An 18,992-nucleotide genomic window follows, 5' to 3' on the forward strand; every position below is an offset into this window, starting at 1 on the left:
TGACGACGAGGCGTCGGCGTTGCGAGGTGGAGCGGGGCCGGCTGCTGGAGCTGGTGCGCCAGCTGCTGCCTGCCTCATGCCGACGAGGCGTCGGCATTGCGAGGTGGAGCGGGGCCGGCTGCTTGAACTGGCACGTCAGCTGCTGCCTGCCTCATGCCGGCGAGGCGCCGGCGTCGCGAGGTGGAGTGGGGCCGGCTGCTGGAACTGGCGCGCCAGCTGCTGCCTGCCTCATGCCGACGAGGGGCAGGCGTTGCGAGGTGGAGCGGGGCTGGTCACTGGCGCGGGTGTGCCAGCCGTTGCCCGCCACCCGCCCCGGAGGTTCAAGCGTCGCGAGGCACCACGGGCACCGTGTCGTCCACCGGCAGGTGCACCACGAGCCCGTTGCCTGTCTCCTCGGGCAACGAGAGTCCGCCGCGCAGCCGCTGCGCCAACAGCCGCAACGTGGCGACGGTCCTCTCCGGCATTGATCTGCCCCCCCGGAGCGCGACGCGCAGCTGCCACACGCCCGCGTCCCCGGCGGCTTCCACCCGCACGGCGGCGGGCACCCCCGAGCTGGCCACCGCGCGCGCCAGCGTGCGCACCAGCAGCTCCACGTCATCACGGGAGCCGGGCACCGCCACGGGCCGGTCCGGGAGCGTCAGCGCCGTGTCCACCGCGCGAGGGCCACGCGCGGCGGGGATGAAGGCCGTGCGCAGCAGCGGGCGCAGGTCGACCACCCCCTCGTCGCTCACCTTCGCGAGCCGCCGGTCGATGATGGCGCTCTGGTCCTCTGCCGAGCGCTTCAGCCGTTCCAGATACCGTTGAATCGGTGCCGCCAGTCCGCCCGCCGTCCCCTTCAGCATCATGTCCACGTATCCCTTGATGACCATCAATGGTGTCCTGAGGTCGTGTGCCGCCCGGGAGCGCCGCTGCTCCTGGCTCGCCACCCGCTGCTCCAATCGCCGCTGCGTCTTCAGGAGATGCACCTGCCGCGCCGCCGCGTGTCTCTCCCGGGCATGGGCCGCGAGGAGGACGGCACCGAATGCCGACAGCCGGGACAGCACCCGCGCCTCCTGTCCCGCGGGAGGCTCGGGCCAGACGACCAGCGTGGACCCACGACGCGCGGGTGCAACGAACCCGGCCGCCGCCACGCGGACGCGGCCGTCGTAGAGCGCCACCCCGGAGGCACCCGTCATCCGCAGCGTCTCCTGGGCCAGCGCTTCCAAACCCGCACGTGCTCCGCACCTCAGCGCGCGCTCGGCGATCCGCGCGAGCGCCTGCTCCACCCCTGCATCGAGCTCGTGCTCGATGCGCCACCCCGTCCAAGCACCTGCCAGCACGCTGGAAGGTATGGGCACGCCCTGAACGCGCCGCAACGCTGCCCAGGGTGGGAGACCGGGGCTCGCGAATCGGAAATCCTTTTCCCTCCAGGGCGTGTGATCCCCCCACTTTTTACCGTCAGGGGGAACGTCGCCTCCGCGCAACCCCGCTCAACTCCTGAGAATGAGGCACTGGCCGGGCACTTGCTAACGGCATCCGGCACGGGTGGCGGAAGGGGCGAATGGGGACTCTCGATTACTACGCGGCGATCGCTCGACTCGCACCAGGGGGCCTGGCGCGGAGCGCGGTGAAGCGTGTCCAGGGTGTCGCGCGGCAGGCGCTTTATCGTCGGCGTGAGCGTGCGGACGAGGTGCAGCTCCTCCAGGCCTACGGGGCCGCGGACAGCACGGAGCTGGTGGAGCTGGCGCTGGGCCAGCGCACCTCGCGCATCTGGTGTGAAGTCTCGCAGCGCGCGTCGGTGTTGGAGGCGCTCGCCGCGGTGCCGGGTGGGCTGGAGCGCGCCCGGGCCCGCGCGCAGGCGGCGCTCCGCCAGGAGTGGGACATCTTCGGAACCATGGTGGCCTTCGGCGAGGGCCGCCCGGTGGACTGGTCGCTCGACCCGGGAAGCGGTCACCGCTACCCGGTGGAGCCGGTGGAGCGCATGTCGCTCGCGGCGACGGGCAGGGATCCGAAGTACCCGTGGGTGATGGGCCGCCTCGACAGCGTGGTCGCGCTGGGCCAGGGCTCCTGGGTGGAGACGGCGCCGGACATGCGCACGCGCCTGTCGCGCGCCTTCGTGTCGCAGGTGCTGGACTTCCTGCAGGCGAACCCCGTGGGGCAGGGCGTGCACTGGACGTGCGCCATGGAGGTGGCGCTGCGCGCCGCGAACCTGGCGCAGGCGCTGGTGATGTTCTCGGATGCGCCCGAGGTGAACCGGCCGGAGTTCGTGGTGCCGGTGCTGAGCGCGCTCGCGGACCACACGGCGTGGGTGGAGGCGCACCTCGAGGACCGGGGCGCGGTGCCCAACAACCACCTGGTCTCCAACTACGTGGGGCTGCTGGTGGTGGGCCTGCTCTTCCCAGAGCTGCCAGGGGCGCCGCAGCACGTCTCACTGGCGGTGGGCGGCCTGCGAGAGCAGATGGAGAAGCAGGTCCACCTCGAGGGCACCTCCTTCGAGGGCTCCATTCCCTACCACCGCCTGTCAGTGGAGCTGTTCACCCTGGCGTACGTCGTCGCGCGCGGGGCGGGCGTGCCGCTGGGGCCCAAGTACGAGTCCCGGCTGCGCCGCATGTTCCACGCGGTGCGCGCGTGGTGCTCGGAGCGGGGATTGGCGCCGCAGATTGGCGACAACGACTCCGGCCGCGTCTTCCCGCTGCGAGATCGCGAGGACAACGCGCACGGCTACCTCGTGGGCCTGGGGGCGGCGCTCTTCGGTGACGCGGGGCTGGGCGGTGGCGAGCTCGTGGACGAGGCCGCGTGGCTGCTGGGCCGTGCCGGTCAGACGCGCTTCGCCGCGCTGGCGCCCGCCCCCGCGCCCGCGTCGGTGAGCTTTCCGGAAGGTGGCTTCCACGTCTTGCGCGGAGACGGCGTCGTTATCACTGTCAGCGCGGGCAAGCAGGGACAGGGCGGCGTCGGGGGACACAGCCACAACGACAAACTCTCTTTCGAGCTCCACCTCGACGGGCGCCCCGTCATCGTGGATCCGGGCACGGGCACCTATACGCGCGAGCCCGCGCTGCGGAACTGGTTCCGCGGCACGGCGGCGCACAACACGGTGCAGGTGGACGGCGCGGAGCAGGCGTCCCTGGACCCGGCGCGGTTGTTCGCGCTGCCGGAGGAGGCCCGGGCGCGGGTGGTGGCCTTCGTGCCCGGGAAGACGGTGGACAGGCTGCTGGTGCGGCATGACGGCTACCGCCGGCTGCCAGCGCCCGTGGGAATCGAGCGCACGTTCCGGCTGGACCGGGGCGAGCGCGCGCTGGCCGGACGTGACCGCTTCGTGGGCACGGGCCGGCATGACGTGGTGGGCAGGTTCCATCTGCCAGATGAACAGGCGCGTGTGGTGGCGCCAGACGTGCAGGTCCTGTCACGCGCGGGTCGTGTGATGGAAGAGCCGGTGACGTTCGAGCCGCTCGTGGTGGAGCTGGGCCCCGCCGGGGCTCCGCTCGCCTGGGTGGTGCTGGAGAAGGGCTGGGCGGCGCAGTTGGTGCCGTCCCGGTATTCGCCGGGATACGGGCGGGTGGTGCCGTCGCTGGCGGTGGAGTTCCGGGGGCAGGTGACGCCTCCGGCGTGGTTGAGGTGGGTGGTCGTTTTCCGCTGAGTGTCGGGTCGGGACGTGACCGCATTGCACGGCACGTCGCATCAGGAGAGGTGAGGACGATGAGGGTGATGGTGAGCAGCCCGCTGCTGGATCGCATCAAGAAGCGGGACGCGAAGGTGGGCGTGGTCGGGCTTGGTTACGTCGGTCTTCCGCTGGGCATGGCGTTCGCGGAGGCGGGCTTCCCTGTCATGGGGCTCGACATCGACAAGCGGAAGATCGACAAGATTGAGAAGGGTGAGAGCTACATCAAGCACATCCCCAGCGCGCCCCTGTCGGAGCTGAGCAAGTCGGGCAAGCTGAAGGCCACCACGGACTTCGCCAAGGCGAAGGACATGGACTGCGTCATCATCTGCGTGCCCACGCCGCTGACGGCGTCGCGTGAGCCGGACATGAGCTACATCATCCAGACGGGCGAGGCGCTCGCGCCGCACGTGCGTCCTGGACAGCTCTTCATCCTGGAGTCCACCACGTACCCGGGGACGACGGAGGAGGTGCTCAAGCCGCTGCTGGAGAAGAACGGCCTCAAGGCGGGCAAGGATTTCTACCTGGCCTTCAGCCCCGAGCGTGAGGACCCGGGCAACAAGAGCTTCAACACCAAGACGATTCCGAAGATTGTCGGCGGCTACTCGCCCGAGTGCTCCGAGGTGGCCGCGGCCCTCTACGGCAGCGCGCTGAAGGAAGTGGTGCCGGTGTCCTCCACGCGCGTGGCGGAGCTGGCCAAGCTGCTGGAGAACATCTTCCGCTGCGTCAACATCGCCATGGTCAACGAGATGAAGATGCTCTGCGACCGCATGAACGTGGACGTGTGGGAGGTCATCCAGGCGGCGAGCACCAAGCCGTTCGGCTTCATGCCCTTCTACCCGGGCCCGGGCCTCGGCGGGCACTGCATCCCCATCGACCCGTTCTACCTGACGTGGAAGGCGCGCGAGTACGAGTTCCACACCAAGTTCATCGAGCTGGCCGGCGAGGTGAACTGGCAGATGCCGTACTACGTGGTGCAGCGCACGATGGAGGCGCTCAACAAGAACAAGAAGACGCTCAACGGCGCGAAGGTCCTCTGCCTGGGCGCGGCGTACAAGAAGGACATCGACGACATGCGCGAGAGCCCGTCGCTGCGCGTCATGACGCTGCTGGCGGAGAAGGGCGCGGACCTGGCGTACCACGACCCGTACGTCCCCGAGCTGCACAAGGGCCACGGCTTCAACATGGAGATGAAGTCCGTTCCGCTGAAGCCGGAGACGCTGGGCCAGTACGACGCGGTCCTCATCCTCACGGACCACTCGGACATCGACTACGCCATGGTGGTGGACCGCGCCAAGGTCGTCATCGACACGCGCAACGCCACCAAGGGTGTGAGCAAGGGTCGTGAGAAAGTGACGAAGGCCTGACAGTCATCTGCCGCCCGCCCGGAAACCGACCCTCCGGGCGGGGGGCCCCTCGTTCACGGATTCCGCTCGGGCGGCATCCGTGAGCGCGGAGCTGCTCGTATCCCGGAGTGGATGGGCTAGTGTCGGGGCCGTGCAAGTCCTCCTTCGACCCGTGTTTCCCCTGCTGGCGGTCTCGGCGCTGCTGACGGCGGCGGCGCCCGCGCCGGACGCGCGCGTGCAGTTGCTCGACGCGATGGCCGCGGAGCTGTCCCGCAACCACCAGCAGTTGAAGATGCAGAACCATGAGCCGCCGTACTTCATGAGCTACCAGCTCAAGGACTACGAGCAGCACGCCATCTCCGCGCGCTACGGGGCGCTGTTCATGGACGACGGCTACCGAGAGCGGAAGCTGTACGTCGACGTGCGCGTGGGCGACTACGACTTCGACAGCTCGGTGGCGGAGGGGCTCGAGTTCAGCTTCTCCACCAAGGGCACCAGCTATGTGTCGCGCAAGGAAGGCCCGCTGGACGACTCGCCGCTGGCGCTGCGCACCGCGCTGTGGCTCATCACCGACGAGAAGTACAAGTCCGCGCTCTTCCAGTACCTGAAGAAGAAGGGCGAGGACGTCTACGCGGTGGAGGACCCGAAGCGGCCGCCGTCCTTCTCGCGCGAGACGCCGGTGAAGCACGTCGATCCGCCGATGAGCGCCCCCTTCGACCGGGCGCGCTGGGTGAAGGTGGCCCGCGACGTGTCCGCGCGCTTCAATGCGCACCCGGAGCTGTTCGACTCGGAGGTGCGCATCACCAAGGACAAGGTGACGCGGCTGTTCGTGTCCTCGGAAGGCAGCCGCATCATCACCGAGGAGTCGCTGTACGGTCTGCACGTCTCCGCCGTCACGCGAGCGCCGGACGGGCAGTTGCTGGACAACTCGCGCAACTTCTATGCGCCCACGGAAGCGGGCCTGCCGGACGCGGCGCGCCTGAACAAGGCGGCGGACGACGTCATCCAGGAGCTGCTGGCCCTGCGCGCGGCGCCCGCCATCGACCCGTACACGGGGCCCGCCATCCTCGCCCCGGAGGCGGCCGGCGTGCTCTTCCACGAGGCGGTGGGCCACCGGCTCGAGGGTGACCGGCAGGACGGTGACAACGAGGGCAAGACGTTCAAGGGGCAGGTGGGCAAGCAGGTCCTGCCGTCGTTCATCTCCATCCACGACGACCCCACGCGGCGCGTGCTCCACGGTGAGCCGCTCAACGGCTACTACCTCTTCGACGAGGAGGGCGTGCGTGGCCAGCGGGTGACGCTGGTGGAGAAGGGCGTGCTGCGCAACTACCTCCAGGGGCGCCGCCCGGTGGAGGGTTTCCTCCAGTCGAACGGCCATGGCCGCAGCCAGGGCAACCTGAAGCCGGTGGCGCGCATGGCGAACCTGCTGGTGGAGAGCACGAACGGCGTGAGCGACGCGGAGCTGAAGAAGCGGCTCATCGCCGAGGCCAAGCGCCAGGGCAAGCCCTACGGCCTCATCATCCGCGACATCACCGGTGGCAACACCAACACGTCCAGCTATGGCTACCAGGCCTTCAAGGGCGTGCCGCGCATGGTGTACCGGGTGGACGTGAAGACGGGGAAGGAGACGCTGGTGCGCGGCGTGGAAATCGTGGGCACGCCGCTGTCGGCCGTGAACCGCATCCTGGCCTCGGGCCAGAAGCCGGGCATCTTCAATGGCTTCTGCGGCGCGGAGAGCGGCAACGTGCCGGTGTCCACGGTGGCGCCTGCCATGCTGCTCCAGGAGCTGGAGCTCCAGCGCACCATGGAGGGCAAGGACCGGCCGCCCATCCTCACCAGCCCGGCGGCGCTGGAGGCTCCGTCGGCGAAGCCGTAGCCGCCTCCGGCGCATGAGGCGCGCGGCACGGGCTGGTGCCGCGCGCTCAGTGTCCCAGGTGCTCGTCCGTGGACGCGAGCACGCCCTGCAGGCGCTGGGGCTCGAAGGGCTTGGTGAGCAGCGGGTTCTTCACCTGCTGGAGGAAGTGCTGCAGCTCCGACGTGAAGACGCCGCTGGTGGTGAAGACGATGCGCTCGTGCAGCCCGGGCCATGACGTCCGCACCCGCTCGTAGAACTCCATGCCGGTCATCTCCGGCAACCCCAGGTCGCAGAGGATGGCGTCGAAGTCCGCCCGGGCACGCAGCCGCTCCAGGGCTTCACACCCGTGGGCGGCGGTGACCAGGTCATAGCCATGCACGAGATGCCGGAGCCGGTCCACCGTCCGAGGCTCGTTGTCCACCACCAGGATTCGGCGGGGGCGCGCCGCTGCGACAGTGGGCTTCGTGGCCATGGGCGGAGCAGGCGGCTCCGCGCGCCGCAGCCGCACCTCCACGGTGGTGCCCTTGCCGGGCTCGCTGCGCACGTGGATGGTTCCACCCAGCGCCTTGACGAATTCGCGGCAGATGGCCAGCCCCATGCCCATGCCCTCGCCCCGCGTGGTGAAGTAGGGCTCGAAGATGTGGGGGAGCAGGTCGGGGGCAATGCCCCGGCCGGTGTCGGAGATGGACAGCACCACGCCGTCCCCCTCTTCCCGGAGGGCGACCGTCAACGCGTTCTCGGAGACGCGGTTCTCGGGCATGGCCTGCGCCGCGTTGAGCACGAGGTTGAGCGCCACCTGGCTCAGCCGCGTCTCCGTGCCCAGCACGCGTGGCACGCTCGCGCCGTAGTCCTTCACCACGCGCGCCCGGTGGCGCAGATGGCTGGCGGCCATGCGCAGCGTCCGCTCCAGGACGGCCTGGAGGTCCACGGGCGTCTCGCCACCACCCGAGGCCCCTCGGGAGAAATCACGAATATCCGCGACGACGCGGCGGATGTGGCGCGCGCCTTCCAACGACTCGTCCAGCACCTGCCGGCACTCCTCCGCCAGGGACGCTGGAAGGGCGGGGTCGAGCAGCCGCTGCTGGAGGTACTCGAGGTTCCCCGTCGTGTACGCGAGCGGGTTGCTGAGCTCGTGCACAATCCCCGCGACGACGAGGCCGAGCGGCCCCTGTTGCAGCTCGCGCTCCAGCTCCTCTCGGAGCCGGGCATTGCGTTGCGCTCGCTCCAGGGAGAAATGCTCGAGGAGCGCGGCCAGCTCGTCATGCATCCGTCGAAGCGAGGCCGCCTCGTCCTGGAGTGCCTCGTGGACGTCCTCCTCGGAGCACAGCCGCTCCAGGTTCGCCGCGGCGGCCTTCAGCCGCTCCAGCAACGTCCGTGAATTCGACACCGCGCCGGGCCGATGCTGCCGGGTGTCTTCCTGCTCCATGGTGCCTGCTCCCTCGACGCAGGGCCCGACGACGCCCAAACTCCCAGATTCCCAATCAATGAGAAGTCTAGTGGTGAACACCTATCATGCATCGAGGGTGCAGTTTTTGAAAATGCACGGATGGGCCGTGGCGCTTCACTGGAGAGTAGGCGGAGGTGCGAGCCGAGCGGGGCGAGGCCGGGGGGGCCGTAGCTGCCGGGCGCCCTTGAAGCCTCGCAAGCGCACGTAGCGCTGGAAATCCTGCAGGAAGCTCTCGTGGGAGAGGCCCACGGCCTCGCGGAAGGCCGTGTCGAAGTCAGGGCCTCGGCTCATGGCGTGAAGCAGCGCTCGGACGGTGTCCTCTCCGTAGCGGCGCACCAGGAAGGTGAAGGCGTGGTGGGCGGCGCCGTAAACGATGCCGCTTTGGGACTGGTAGAGCGCGTCCGCCTTCGACAGCGGGTCCGCATGGGGGTGCTCGCGCCAGAAGTGCTCCAGGTCGTCGAGGCTGGAGACGCGGTAGCCCTGCTCGGCGGTGTAGGAGGCCATGCCCTCGCGGAACCAGAGGGGAATCCGCTTCCGGGTCCAGCCGAGCCGGTCCGACGCCACCTGGTACATGAGGCTGTGGGTGAGCTCGTGCAGCAGCAGCTCGTCCACCTGGGACTGGCTGGCGCCCCGGGACGTCCAGGTGCGGGGGCTCTGCACCTCGATCTGCTCGTACCGGGCCCAGGCGCGGAGGAAGTCATGGCCCGGGCGGTTGGCGGCGCGCTCCAGCGCGGCGTGGTTGGGGTGGACGACGATGGTGACGGTGTCGTCGAAGGTGCCCCAGCGCTGGAGTCGGGGCAGGGCGCGCTCGACGGCGAGCCGCACCTGGTCGGCCGCATGGGCATCGCGTGGCTGGAACTCGACGTCGATGCTGGGGCCCGCGGACATGCGCGTGGCGCCGGCGGCCGTGTCGAGCGGCACGCGGGTGCTGCGGGCGCAGCCGCTGAGCAGCGCCAGGACGAGCAGCACCGCCACCCATCCGGCGCGTCCGGGACGGCACCCTGGTGAAGGAAGGACCTGATTCACTCCGCACCCAACCAGCTCAGCACCGCGCGTCCGACGTCGGCCACGGTGGAGAAGGACTCCACCTCGGGAGCGGGCGGGCCGAAGTAGAGCACGGGGACGGGGTGGAGCGTGTGGCCGCGGGTGGACAGGTCCTCCACGTTGCCGTGGTCGCTGCACACCAGCACCCGGGCGTCGGGGGGACGGGAGGCCACCACCGCGCGGGTGAAGGCGTCGAATGCGTCGAGCGCGGCCAGCGCGGCCGTCCAATCCTGGGCGTGGCCGGCCTCATCGGCGAGGTAGTGCTCGAAGAAGGTGAAGTCCGCGCTGGAGGCCACGTGCCAGAAGACGGTGGCGGCCTCCTCGGGCGTGCGCGCGGGCGCCGGCAGGCCATAGGCGCGAGCAGACTCGCCGGTGATGTCGTGGGTGAGGCCGTCCCCGTCGCGGGCGTCGTCGAGCGTCCTCAGGGGGATGCCTCCCGCGGCGAAGGCCAGCTTGGAGGCGGAGGGCTTCAGCTTGCGGAGTGATTCCGGAGCCAGGACGAACTCCGGCGGCGAGCGGCTGGGGCGGCGCGGCACGCCCAGGGCATCCAGGTACGGTGCGGGGTAGGCGTTGGCGAAGGTCGAGGTCCTTCCCGCGGCGGACAGGCGCCGGACGATGGAGCGGTCCGCCATCAATCCTCGCAGCGGGGCGTTGGGATAGCCCAGCACGTGGCGTCCGAGGAGGACAGGCGCCGGGTCCCCGGTGAGGATGGCCGTCTGGTTGGAGGCGGACTGGGGCCGGCCAGGGACGCCAAAGGTGGTGTCCACCGGGAGGCAGCGGCCTCCATGGGGCAGGGGCGCCGCCGGGGCGTCCGCGAAGTGCGAGAGCAGGTGCTCCCGACGGGCAAGCGGATTCACCGCCGGGTCCTTCCGGCCCATACCCACGCCATCGATGAACAGGAGCGCGACGCGCACGGCTGGGGACTGTATCCTCGAATCCGACACGCATGGCCCTCCACGGCGACCTCTTCAGCTATCCACTTCCCGAGTTCCTTCAATGGTTGGACAGCTCCCGCAAGACGGGAACGCTCCAGCTTTCCTGGGAGGCGGGTGAGCGAAAGCTCTTCCTTCTCTCCGGCCAGGTGGGCGCCACCGCCGCCGAAGGGCTCCGCGGCCGCGTGGCGCGGCTCCTCACGCTGTCCAAGCTGGCGTCAGGCACGAAGGTGCTCGCGGCCTTCGACGAGCTGGCGCGCACGCCGGACGTGGACGCCGCGTTCGACACCCATGGCATCCAGGCGCGGTGGATTCGCGACCTGGGCCGTGAGGAGCTCTTCGCCGCGATGATGGACCTGACCATCGCTGGCCGCGGCACCTTCCACTGGACGGAGGACGCGGACCGCTCCGGCGAGGACTGGGTGCCGTCCGACATGAGCATCCGTGAGCTGCTCTTCGAGTCGCTGCGGTGGGTGGACGAGCAGCCCGACGTGGACAAGGCGCTGCCCATTGACGCCCTCAGCGTGCGCGCGCTGGCGCCGCCGAGCCCGAGCCAGCCGCTGATGCACCGGATCATCCTGGGGCTGTGCGCGTCGCCGCAGAACCTCGGGCGGCTGCGCCTGTCCATGGGCGTGTCCCGCTCGTCGGTGACGCGGCGGGTGCACGAGCTGCTGCGCGCGAAGCTGGTGGAGGTGGACGGGGCGCCGCAGGTAGAGGCGGACCCGGTGGCGGAGATGCTGGAGAAGGGCGCGGTGCTGATGCGCGAGGGCCAGTACGACGCCGCGGGCATCGTCTGCGCGTCGCTGCTGGCCAGCGACCCGGCGGACCGGCGCGTGCGCGAGTTCGCCCGGCTGGTGCAGCGCGAGCATGTGGCGGCCCTCTACGCGGACATGCCGCCGCTGGCGGTACCCCACATGGTGCATGACCCGCAGGGACAGGCGCTGCTGAAGCCCGAGGAGCGTCAGATTGCCGGGCTGGTGAATGGCACGTGGGACGTGTCCACGCTGGTGCTCGCCAGCCCCGCGCGGGAGCTGGAGACGCTGAAGACGTTGGCGAAGCTCCAGCGCATGGGGCTGTTGCAGCTCGGCTTCCCGCGCTGAGCGGGGCAGGGCGCCCGCGGCCCCGCGGGCGCCACGGAGCTACTCCGCGCTGCTGGGCAGGCCCACCGCGTTGAGGCGCACGAACACCTGCATCATCACGTAGAGGGAGAAGGCGGCGTCGTCCACGCGCAGGTGCTGCTGGGTGGCCAGGCCCTGGAGCCGGAGCAGGTCGGCGCCGTCCACGCGGAGGAGGAAGGCCTGCTGCCCCAGGGAGCCCTCACCCGCGAAGGCCAGCGCCCGCCGGATGGCGTCGGAGCACGCCGTGACGCAGGTGGAATAGTCGCCCGACATGAACGCGGCCTCCGCGGCGCGCGCGTGGTCGAACATGTCGCCGGGGGCCAGCGCGCTCGCGGCGCCCAGCAGCTTGGGCCCGGGCGGGGGCGTGGGGATGGGGGCGGGCTCCACTCGCGGCGGCGGCACTACGGCCACCGGGCTCACGCGAGGCACCGGGCTTCCGGCCTGGGGCGCCGTGCCGGGCGGCTGCCGGTGCTGGAGGTGCTGGGCGAGCTGGGCCTCCAGGCCCGCGGGCTGCGCACCGGCGGCGGGACGGGGCGGCGGGACGATGCGCTTGGCGCGCAGGTCCTTGATGACCAGCCGGGTGATGGCCTTGAGCGTGTCGAGCACCCCGCGGCCATTGGCGGCGGAGGTCTCCTGCTCGGGGACGCCGCGCGGGTTGAGCTCCTTGCGGAGCACCTCCACGGGCAGCACCCCATCCAGGTCCCGCTTGTTCCACTGCATCACCAGCGGGAAGCGGTCCAGCCGGATGCCGTGCTCGAAGAGGTTCTCCTCCAGGTTGGCCAGGGACTCGCGGTTGGCGTCCATGGCCTCTGGCTGCGAGTCCGCGACGAACACCACGCCGTCGGCGCCCTGGAGCACCAGCTTGCGGGTGGCGTTGTAGAAGACCTGGCCCGGCACGGTGTAGAGCGCGAGCCGCACCGAGCAGTCGCCCACGCGCTCCACCTTCACTGGAAGGAAGTCGAAGAAGAGCGTCCGGTCCCCCTCGGTCGCGATGGACATCATCTCGCCGCGGTGCGCGGGGCGGACCGTCTCGTAGATCTTCCTCAGCGAGGTCGTCTTCCCAGACAGGCCCGGCCCGTAGAAGACGATTTTCGCGGCCACTTCGCGGGCCATCAGATTGACGCTGCTCACGGTGTCAGCTTACCTAGTCCGACTTGACACCTCGCGCCAGTTGGCGACGAGACATTCACTCGGAGCCCGCGAGGCGCGGCGGTGATGGTGGGGCCACAGGCTCAAGGCAGGCTCGCCAGGATGCGCGCCCGCAAGGCATCCGCAACGGCTCACGCCGCTTCCTCAAGTGAGGGAAGCACGGCACGAACCGCACGGACGGCGGCCAGTAATTCATGCCACCGGCGAACCACCGCGCTGCCCGAGGGCAGGAATGCGGTGTCCACGCGGTGTTGAGTCCGCTCGGTAGGGGGGCCGTCGCGGTAGTGAGGCGCGCGTCGTGCCCTCCCTCGAGCGCAAGGACCTCACGCGGCCTTCGTCACCTTGCCCGCCTTGATGCAGCGGGTGCACGCGAGAACGCGCTGGGTGCTGCCCTGCACGCTGGCCCGGATCTTCTGGAGATTCGGCAGGGTCCGCTTCTTGGTCTTGTTGTTCGCGTGGCTGACGTTGTTACCCACCAGCGGACGCTTGCCACAGATGTCACACTTCCACGCCATGACTTCTAACTCCTTGAAAACTGGGGCGTTGGACGCCTGCCGTATAAAAGAGCGGCGGAACCTGCCAGATAACGGCCCGGAAATCCAGCCTTAGATCCAGGATCAGCCCTTGAGCGGATCCTTCTTCTTCAACATGTCCTGCACCAGGCGTGCGGCCCGGATGCCCGCGAGCAGCTCGCCCTCCAGGCCAAGCCCGGGGAGGACCTCCCGGCTGGCGAGCAGGACGTTCTTCGCTGGCGTGCGCTGGGGCAAACCCGTGACGCCCAGGAAGGCTTCCGACTCGAAGCTGAACAGGGGATGGGGCGCCAGCCGGCTGCCGCGCACGCCGCCAGCGTCCAGGTAGGGCGCCGAGCGCAGCAGGCGGTGCTCGGCGGTGAACGGCATCAGCACGTCCAGGTGCTCGTCGATGCGTGTGGCCACTGCCTGGAGGTGCTCCTCGCCCAGGTCGCGGGCCGAGGCGGGTATGAATGCACCCGCGCACACCACGCGCACGCCTTCCGTCGGCTTGGCCTCCTTGCCGCCGTGCGCCTGCGCCGCGCGCGCCGGGTGGACCTGGATCAGCAGCGGCCCCAGCTCCGCGTCGCCCGTGTCCAGCAGCGCCAGCTCGCCCAGGCCTCGGGGGAGCGCCGACTCCGGTACCACCCAGTTGACGGCGAAGAGCAGGGAGCGGGTGTTCGACTGGTCCAGGTGCTCCAGCAGGCCGCGGTGGTGCTTCTTGTCCGTCACCAGCCGCCGCAGCGCGCCCGCGTCCGTGGCGGCCACCAGGCAGGAGGCGCGGTACACGGTGTCCGAGCGCATCAGCTTCAGACCCGCGAACTTGCTGCCGTCGAAGGCCAGCTCCTCCACGATGAAGCCCGCGGGGTTGTCCCGGCCGAGCACGTCACCCCCCAGCTCCGCCACGCGGCGGGCGAGCAGCTCGCGCAGGCCCTCGTGACCGCCGGCGAAGAAGGACGGCGACGACAGCACCTGGGACATGGCCCGCGTCTGGGCCAGCGGCGACTCGGGGCGGTCCAGGTGGCTGACGAAGGGCTGCAGGCCTCGCACCAGGGACACGGACGCGGTGTCACCCGTGAGCCGGGGCGGAGTCTCCAGGCCCGGGTGCGCCTTGATGAGCTTCTTCAGGCCCCAGCCCTCGAAGAATCCGTCCGGAGGCAGGGCGGGGCCTGCCTTGAAGAAGGCATCACTGGCCTCGTGCTGCGCGGCCGCACCGGCCAGGGCGCTCAGGAGGGACTCGCCCTCGTCGCCCAGCTCCCGCGTCACCTCGGCCTTGCGGCGGGCGGCGTCGCCATGAAGGTCCAGCCGGCTGCGCGGCATGAGCAGCTGCAGCTCCGGGGCATGGGGCCGCAGCGCCCGCTGCACCGTGGTGGTGAGGCCCAGCTCCGTGAGGGCCTCCTCCACGGCGGGCATGGCCTTGAGGGGCGGCGCGACGAAGGGCGCGTAGGGGAGCACGTAGCCGCCGTGCTCGTAGCCAGGCCCCATCCCATCGTGCTCCACCAGCAGGACCCGGTGGCTGCGCTTCGCCAGGAGGGCTGCCGCGAGCGCACCGCCCAGCTGACTGCCGAGCACGATGACGTCGTAGACATGCCGGGACGGACCGGCGGGAAGCTTGAGCTTGGCAGAGGACGTCGCCATGAGGCGGGCAACACTACACAACGTGCCCGCCGCTGGCGCCCTTTTCACCACGGGGCGCCCGCCGGGGGCGGGTCAGCGCGCCGGACCGCCGAAGAGCCGCTGCTCCAGCTCCGGGGGCAGCGTGGTGAAGTCCGGGAGAACCCAGTGCGCACCGGCCTGGCGGAGGTCGGCCTCGGGCGCGCCGGTGGTCAAACCCACCACCGTCATGCCGGCCTCGCGTGCGGAGGTGACGCCCAGCACGGCGTCCTCGAAGGCGAGGCACGCGGTGGGCTCCACGCCCAGCGCCTTCGCCGCGGCCAGGAAGATGTCGGGGGCGGGCTTGCCGCGCGTCACCTGCTCCGCGCCGACGATGCTGGCGAAGAGGGGGCGGATTCCGAGCCCGTCCAGCACCAGCTCACGGTTGCCCTGGGGCGCGGCGGTGGCGATGGCCGCGGGGACGCGCGCGTCACGCAGGCGCTGGATGAAGGCCTCCGCGCCCCGGTGAAGCTGCAGGTGGGGCCGGTAGAGGTTGCGGTAGTGGCTCTCCTTCTCTTCGGCGATGCGGGTGAGCTCGTCCGGGGCCACCGGACGGCCGAGCAGCTCCGGGATGATCTCCTCGTTCTTCTTGCCGGCGTAGCGGCTCTGGAAGTCCTCGGCGGTCAGGGGCAGGCCGAGCTTCCGGGCGAACGAGACCCAGGCCTCGTTGTGGAAGCGCATGTTGTCGACGAGGGTGCCGTCCATGTCGAAGACGACGGCACGCAGAGGCGCGAGTGCGGAGGTCATGGCGTCCCCCATAGCGCGTCTGGCGGCAGGGTGGGCCAATTGAATCCACCCAAGGGGCCGCTCGCTTGATATCCCCGGAGGCATGACTGACGACCTCCTGCTCGAGACGCGTGGCGCGGTAGGCGTGGTGACCCTGAACCGGCCCAAGGCCCTGAACGCGCTGAACCTGGAGATGTGTCGCAAGCTCCATCCGGCGCTCGACGCCTGGGCGGTGGAGCCGGCCATCCAGGCGGTGGTCATTCGAGGCGCAGGCGGCCGGGCCTTCTGCGCGGGCGGCGACGTGCGCGCGGTGGCGCTGTCGGTGGGGGATGCCTCCCGCGACGAGAAGGAGCGCGTGTCTCGGGAGTTCTTCCGTGCCGAGTACGGGCTGAATCACCGCATCCACTATCTCGGGAAGCCGTACATCTCGCTGGTGGACGGCGTGTGCATGGGCGGAGGGCTCGGGCTGTCGATTCACGGGACGCACCGGGTCGTCACGGAGAAGCTGGTGCTGGCCATGCCGGAGACGGCGATCGGCCTGTTCCCGGACGTGGGCGGTGGCTGGTTCCTGCCGCGCTTCCCGGGCGAGTCCGGCACGTACCTGGGGCTCACCGGGGCCCGGTGCAACGCGGCGGACGCGATGTGGCTGGGCTACGGCACGCACCACGTGGAGTCCGCGGTGCTCGACGCGGTGCTGGACGCACTGGTGGCCGCGCCCTGGGGCAGCGCCGCGGCGAGCACGGTGGTGGACACGGTGCTCGCGGGCTTCCATGCGGACGCGGGGACGTCGCCGCTGAGCGTGCAGCACGCGGCCATCGACCGGTGCTTCGCCGCCGAGCGCGTGGACGATATCCAGCAGGCGCTGGAGCTGGAGGGGACGCCGTGGGCCCAGGAGACATGGGCCACGCTGCTGCGTATGTGCCCCGCCAGCCTCAAGGTGACGCTGCGCCAGCTCCGCATGGGGCGCACGCGCACGTATGACGAGATGGCCAACGTGGAGTACCGGCTCAGCCAGACGATGACGGTGCGGCCGGACTTCCGTGAGGGCATCCGCGCGGTGCTCGTGGACAAGGACAACAAGCCGCACTGGCAGCCCGCCACGCTGGCGGAGGTCACCGACGAGGCGGTGGAAGCGCTGTTCGCGCCGCTGCCCGACGATGCGTGGACGGTGCCTGCGCGCGGGTAGGCATGCCTATCAGAGTCGGGGCGCGTCACGCCGAGAACCATGGCGTCGCGGCGGACGCATCCCGCGCCTCACGACGGGCCGTTCATGCACCTTCGTCCTGACGTCGGCTGCATGGCGGAGGCGATGCGGGGCGCGGCTACAGGTCCTCGTCACTGAGGACGATGATGCCCTCGGCACGCAGCAGCGCCGCGGTGATGCCCTCTCCGTCGCGGAGCTGCCCCGACTCGTAGACGCGCTGGCTCCCGCATGAGGGGCTCTTCTCCTTCAGCAGCGCCACCGTCGCGCCGAAGCGCCGCGCCGCTTCAAGCGCGATGCGAGCGCCCCGCTGAAAGGCCTCCGTCCGGTCGACGCCTGCGGCTCGCTCCACCGCGGTGGCCCGGCCAGCCCAGACGTCCACGCCGGTTCCTCCACGAAGGTCCACGGGGGGGCGCGGCACGGGCAGGCCCGAGGCCACTTCAGGGCACACGGGCACGACGTCCTTGCCCGCCAGCGCCGCGAGGACGCGCTCGGAGCGCTGGGAGCGGCCGTCGTACCGGCACGCCTCGCCCAGCAGGCATGCGCTGACCAGCACCACCCGGGCGTCCTGGAGGGCCGCGACCCGTTCCTCGCGAGAGGGCAGGGCGGCTGCGGCTTGCGAGTCCGCCGGGTGGGCAGGACCGCCCGGAGTTGCTTCGGGACTCACCGGGGCTGTCCAGGGTTGCGCAGCGCCAGCTCGCCCACCGAGGGCCGTGCGTCCACGCGCGTCCGCATCGCGTCCAGCGTCACCTTGCCCGTCACCGCGAGCCGCACGGCCAGCGGATAGAGCCGATGCTCCTCCGCGAGAATGCGCGAGCTCAGCGCCTTCTCGTCGTCGTCCGGGAGCACGGGCACCGCCGCCTGCGCGATGATGGGCCCGGTGTCCGTGCCCGCGTCGACGAAGTGCACGGTACAGCCCGCCACCTTCACGCCGCGCTCCAGCGCCTGCCGCTGTGCATGGAGCCCCGGGAAGGAAGGCAGCAGCGACGGGTGGATGTTCAGCACCCGCCCCGCGTAGTGGCCCAGGAAGTCCGCGCTCAGCAGGCGCATGAACCCCGCGAGGCACACCCACTCCACGCTGGCGGCACGAAGTGCGTCCAGAATCGCCTGCTCGAAGTCCGCCTTGGACGCGTGCGCCTTGTGGTCCACCACCGTGGCCGTCACGCCCGCCTGGCGAGCCCGCTCCAGCGCGAAGGCCGTGGGCACATTGGACACCACGCAGGCGACCTCGGCGGGGAAGTCCTCCTGCGCGCAGGCGTCCAGCAGCGCCTGGAGGTTGCTGCCGCTGCCGGACACCAGCACGCCCAGGCGGGCCCGCTGGCCGCTCATGGCTCGATGACCGCCGTGGCCTCGCCCTGGCCCGCCTCCACGCGGCCGACCTCGAAGGCCTGCACGCCCCGGCCGCTCAGCACGCTCAGCGCCTGGGCGATGTCTTCCTTCGCCACGACGAGGATGAGCCCCAGGCCCATGTTGAACGTGCTGAACATCTCGTCACGGGCCACGCTGCCCAGCTTCGCGATGAGGTCGAAGATGGGCGGCTTGGGCCACGTCTTCTCGCTCAGCACCGCGCGCGTGCCGTCCGGCAGGCAGCGGGGCAGGTTGCCCGGGATGCCGCTGCCGGTGATGTGCGCCAGGCCCTTCACCTTCACCGCCTGGAGCAGGGCCAGCACGTCCTTCACGTAGATGCGCGTGGGCTCCAGCAGCGCGTCCGCGAGCGGCCGGTCCAGGCCCTCCGGCGTCGCGTCCAGGGCCAGCTTCCCGTCGTCCAGCAGCACCTTGCGCGCCAGCGAGTAGCCGTTGCTGTGCAGGCCGGAAGAGGGGAGCCCGATGAGCGCGTCGCCCGGCTTCACGCTCTTGCCGTCGATGATGGCCGAGCGCTCCACCACGCCGACGCAGAAGCCCGCCAGGTCGTACTCGCCTCGTGCGTAGAAGCCCGGCATCTCCGCTGTCTCGCCGCCCAGCAGCGCGCAGCCCGCCTGCTCGCAGCCCTGCGCGATGCCCTTCACCACCTCGGCGGCCGCGTCGACTTCCAGGCGCCCCGTGGCGAAGTAGTCGAGGAAGAAGAGCGGCTCGGCCCCGCAGGTGAGGATGTCATTCACCGACATGGCCACCAGGTCGATGCCCACCGTGCCATGGCGTCCGGCGGCGAAGGCCACCTTCAGCTTGGTGCCCACGCCGTCGGTGCCGGCCACCAGCACCGGCTCCTGGTACTTGCCCGGCGGCAGGGCGAACAGACCGCCGAATCCACCGACGCCCCCCATGACTTCGGGGCGCATCGTGCGCGCGGCATGGGGCTTGATGCGCTCGACGAACGCGTCGCCGGCCTCGATGTCCACTCCGGACTGCTTGTAGGTCGTTCCCACGGGCGGCCTTCT

Annotated in this window: 16 protein-coding genes; 5 read left to right on the forward strand and 11 right to left on the reverse strand. The window is 70.6% G+C overall.

The window, feature by feature from the left end:
* Nucleotides 1-320: 320 nt before the first annotated feature.
* Complete coding sequence (locus VZL07_RS28380; RefSeq protein WP_426750968.1) at nt 321-1,337, reverse strand: sensor histidine kinase; 1,017 nt, start codon at nt 1,335-1,337, stop codon at nt 321-323.
* Between the two features lie 203 nt (nt 1,338-1,540).
* Between VZL07_RS28380 and VZL07_RS28385 the strand changes: the two genes are divergently transcribed.
* From VZL07_RS28385 to VZL07_RS28395, 3 genes are all read left to right on the forward strand, one after another.
* A complete protein-coding gene (locus VZL07_RS28385) occupies nt 1,541-3,616 on the forward strand; it encodes an alginate lyase family protein (RefSeq protein ID WP_426750970.1) in 2,076 nt (691 codons plus the stop codon).
* Between the two features lie 68 nt (nt 3,617-3,684).
* Nucleotides 3,685-5,004 carry a nucleotide sugar dehydrogenase gene (locus tag VZL07_RS28390; protein WP_426757392.1) on the forward strand — a complete coding sequence of 440 codons (1,320 nt, stop codon included), beginning with the start codon at nt 3,685-3,687 and terminating at the stop codon, nt 5,002-5,004.
* Nucleotides 5,005-5,134: 130 nt separating this feature from the next.
* Nucleotides 5,135-6,859 (forward strand): TldD/PmbA family protein, encoded by a 1,725-nt coding sequence (locus tag VZL07_RS28395; protein ID WP_426750972.1) that lies wholly within the window; start codon nt 5,135-5,137, stop codon nt 6,857-6,859.
* Between the two features lie 46 nt (nt 6,860-6,905).
* Here the strand turns inward: VZL07_RS28395 and VZL07_RS28400 are convergent, their stop codons facing one another.
* From VZL07_RS28400 to VZL07_RS28410, 3 genes are all read right to left on the reverse strand, one after another.
* Nucleotides 6,906-8,264, reverse strand: a complete 1,359-nt coding sequence (locus VZL07_RS28400; RefSeq protein WP_426750974.1) for a hybrid sensor histidine kinase/response regulator — start codon at nt 8,262-8,264, stop codon at nt 6,906-6,908.
* Between the two features lie 135 nt (nt 8,265-8,399).
* A complete protein-coding gene (locus VZL07_RS28405) occupies nt 8,400-9,254 on the reverse strand; it encodes a hypothetical protein (protein ID WP_426750976.1) in 855 nt (284 codons plus the stop codon).
* A gap of 53 nt (nt 9,255-9,307) precedes the next feature.
* Nucleotides 9,308-10,243: a metalloenzyme gene (locus VZL07_RS28410; protein ID WP_426750978.1), complete on the reverse strand. Its 936-nt coding sequence runs from the start codon at nt 10,241-10,243 to the stop codon at nt 9,308-9,310.
* 32 nt (nt 10,244-10,275) lie between these two features.
* Here VZL07_RS28410 and VZL07_RS28415 point away from each other — a divergent pair, with 32 nt between their 5' ends.
* The gene (locus VZL07_RS28415; RefSeq protein ID WP_426750981.1) at nt 10,276-11,361 is read left to right on the forward strand and encodes a DUF4388 domain-containing protein; all 1,086 of its coding nucleotides are present in this window, start codon (nt 10,276-10,278) and stop codon (nt 11,359-11,361) included.
* A gap of 39 nt (nt 11,362-11,400) precedes the next feature.
* Here the strand turns inward: VZL07_RS28415 and VZL07_RS28420 are convergent, their stop codons facing one another.
* The 4 genes from VZL07_RS28420 to VZL07_RS28435 all read right to left on the reverse strand — a co-directional run bounded on the left by VZL07_RS28420 (nt 11,401) and on the right by VZL07_RS28435 (nt 15,437).
* A complete protein-coding gene (locus VZL07_RS28420; protein WP_426750983.1) occupies nt 11,401-12,510 on the reverse strand; it encodes a GTP-binding protein in 1,110 nt (369 codons plus the stop codon).
* A gap of 341 nt (nt 12,511-12,851) precedes the next feature.
* Nucleotides 12,852-13,043, reverse strand: a complete 192-nt coding sequence (gene rpmB / locus VZL07_RS28425) for a 50S ribosomal protein L28 (protein WP_426750985.1) — start codon at nt 13,041-13,043, stop codon at nt 12,852-12,854.
* A gap of 102 nt (nt 13,044-13,145) precedes the next feature.
* Nucleotides 13,146-14,675, reverse strand: coding sequence for an NAD(P)-binding protein (locus VZL07_RS28430; RefSeq protein ID WP_426750987.1), 1,530 nt, complete (start codon nt 14,673-14,675; stop codon nt 13,146-13,148).
* Between the two features lie 72 nt (nt 14,676-14,747).
* Entirely contained in the window at nt 14,748-15,437 is a 690-nt protein-coding gene (locus VZL07_RS28435) for an HAD family hydrolase (RefSeq protein ID WP_426750989.1), read from the reverse strand.
* A gap of 82 nt (nt 15,438-15,519) precedes the next feature.
* Here VZL07_RS28435 and VZL07_RS28440 point away from each other — a divergent pair, with 82 nt between their 5' ends.
* Nucleotides 15,520-16,602, forward strand: a complete 1,083-nt coding sequence (locus VZL07_RS28440) for an enoyl-CoA hydratase/isomerase family protein (protein ID WP_426750991.1) — start codon at nt 15,520-15,522, stop codon at nt 16,600-16,602.
* A 136-nt stretch (nt 16,603-16,738) separates the two neighbouring features.
* Here the strand turns inward: VZL07_RS28440 and VZL07_RS28445 are convergent, their stop codons facing one another.
* From VZL07_RS28445 to purM, 3 genes are read right to left on the reverse strand one after another with little or no spacing between them, the layout of a single operon-like run.
* Nucleotides 16,739-17,284: a DUF523 domain-containing protein gene (locus VZL07_RS28445; protein ID WP_426750993.1), complete on the reverse strand. Its 546-nt coding sequence runs from the start codon at nt 17,282-17,284 to the stop codon at nt 16,739-16,741.
* Nucleotides 17,281-17,946 (reverse strand): phosphoribosylglycinamide formyltransferase, encoded by a 666-nt coding sequence (gene purN / locus VZL07_RS28450; protein WP_426750995.1) that lies wholly within the window; start codon nt 17,944-17,946, stop codon nt 17,281-17,283. Before purN ends, VZL07_RS28445 begins: the two co-directional genes overlap by 4 nt.
* Nucleotides 17,943-18,980: a phosphoribosylformylglycinamidine cyclo-ligase gene (gene purM / locus VZL07_RS28455; RefSeq protein WP_426750997.1), complete on the reverse strand. Its 1,038-nt coding sequence runs from the start codon at nt 18,978-18,980 to the stop codon at nt 17,943-17,945. Before purM ends, purN begins: the two co-directional genes overlap by 4 nt.
* Between the last annotated feature and the right edge of the window lie 12 nt (nt 18,981-18,992).

This window comes from Pseudomyxococcus flavus (assembly GCF_050038885.1).
GTDB lineage: Bacteria > Myxococcota > Myxococcia > Myxococcales > Myxococcaceae > Myxococcus > Myxococcus flavus.

Coding starts and splice junctions, on each gene's coding strand:
- VZL07_RS28385 (WP_426750970.1), top strand. CDS start 1,541: ATGGGGACTCTCGATTACTACGCGGCGATCGCTCGACTCGCACCAGGG.
- VZL07_RS28390 (WP_426757392.1), top strand. CDS start 3,685: ATGGTGAGCAGCCCGCTGCTGGATCGCATCAAGAAGCGGGACGCGAAG.
- VZL07_RS28400 (WP_426750974.1), bottom strand. CDS start 8,264: ATGGAGCAGGAAGACACCCGGCAGCATCGGCCCGGCGCGGTGTCGAAT.
- VZL07_RS28415 (WP_426750981.1), top strand. CDS start 10,276: ATGGCCCTCCACGGCGACCTCTTCAGCTATCCACTTCCCGAGTTCCTT.
- rpmB (WP_426750985.1), bottom strand. CDS start 13,043: ATGGCGTGGAAGTGTGACATCTGTGGCAAGCGTCCGCTGGTGGGTAAC.
- VZL07_RS28430 (WP_426750987.1), bottom strand. CDS start 14,675: ATGGCGACGTCCTCTGCCAAGCTCAAGCTTCCCGCCGGTCCGTCCCGG.
- VZL07_RS28435 (WP_426750989.1), bottom strand. CDS start 15,437: ATGACCTCCGCACTCGCGCCTCTGCGTGCCGTCGTCTTCGACATGGAC.
- VZL07_RS28440 (WP_426750991.1), top strand. CDS start 15,520: ATGACTGACGACCTCCTGCTCGAGACGCGTGGCGCGGTAGGCGTGGTG.
- purN (WP_426750995.1), bottom strand. CDS start 17,946: ATGAGCGGCCAGCGGGCCCGCCTGGGCGTGCTGGTGTCCGGCAGCGGC.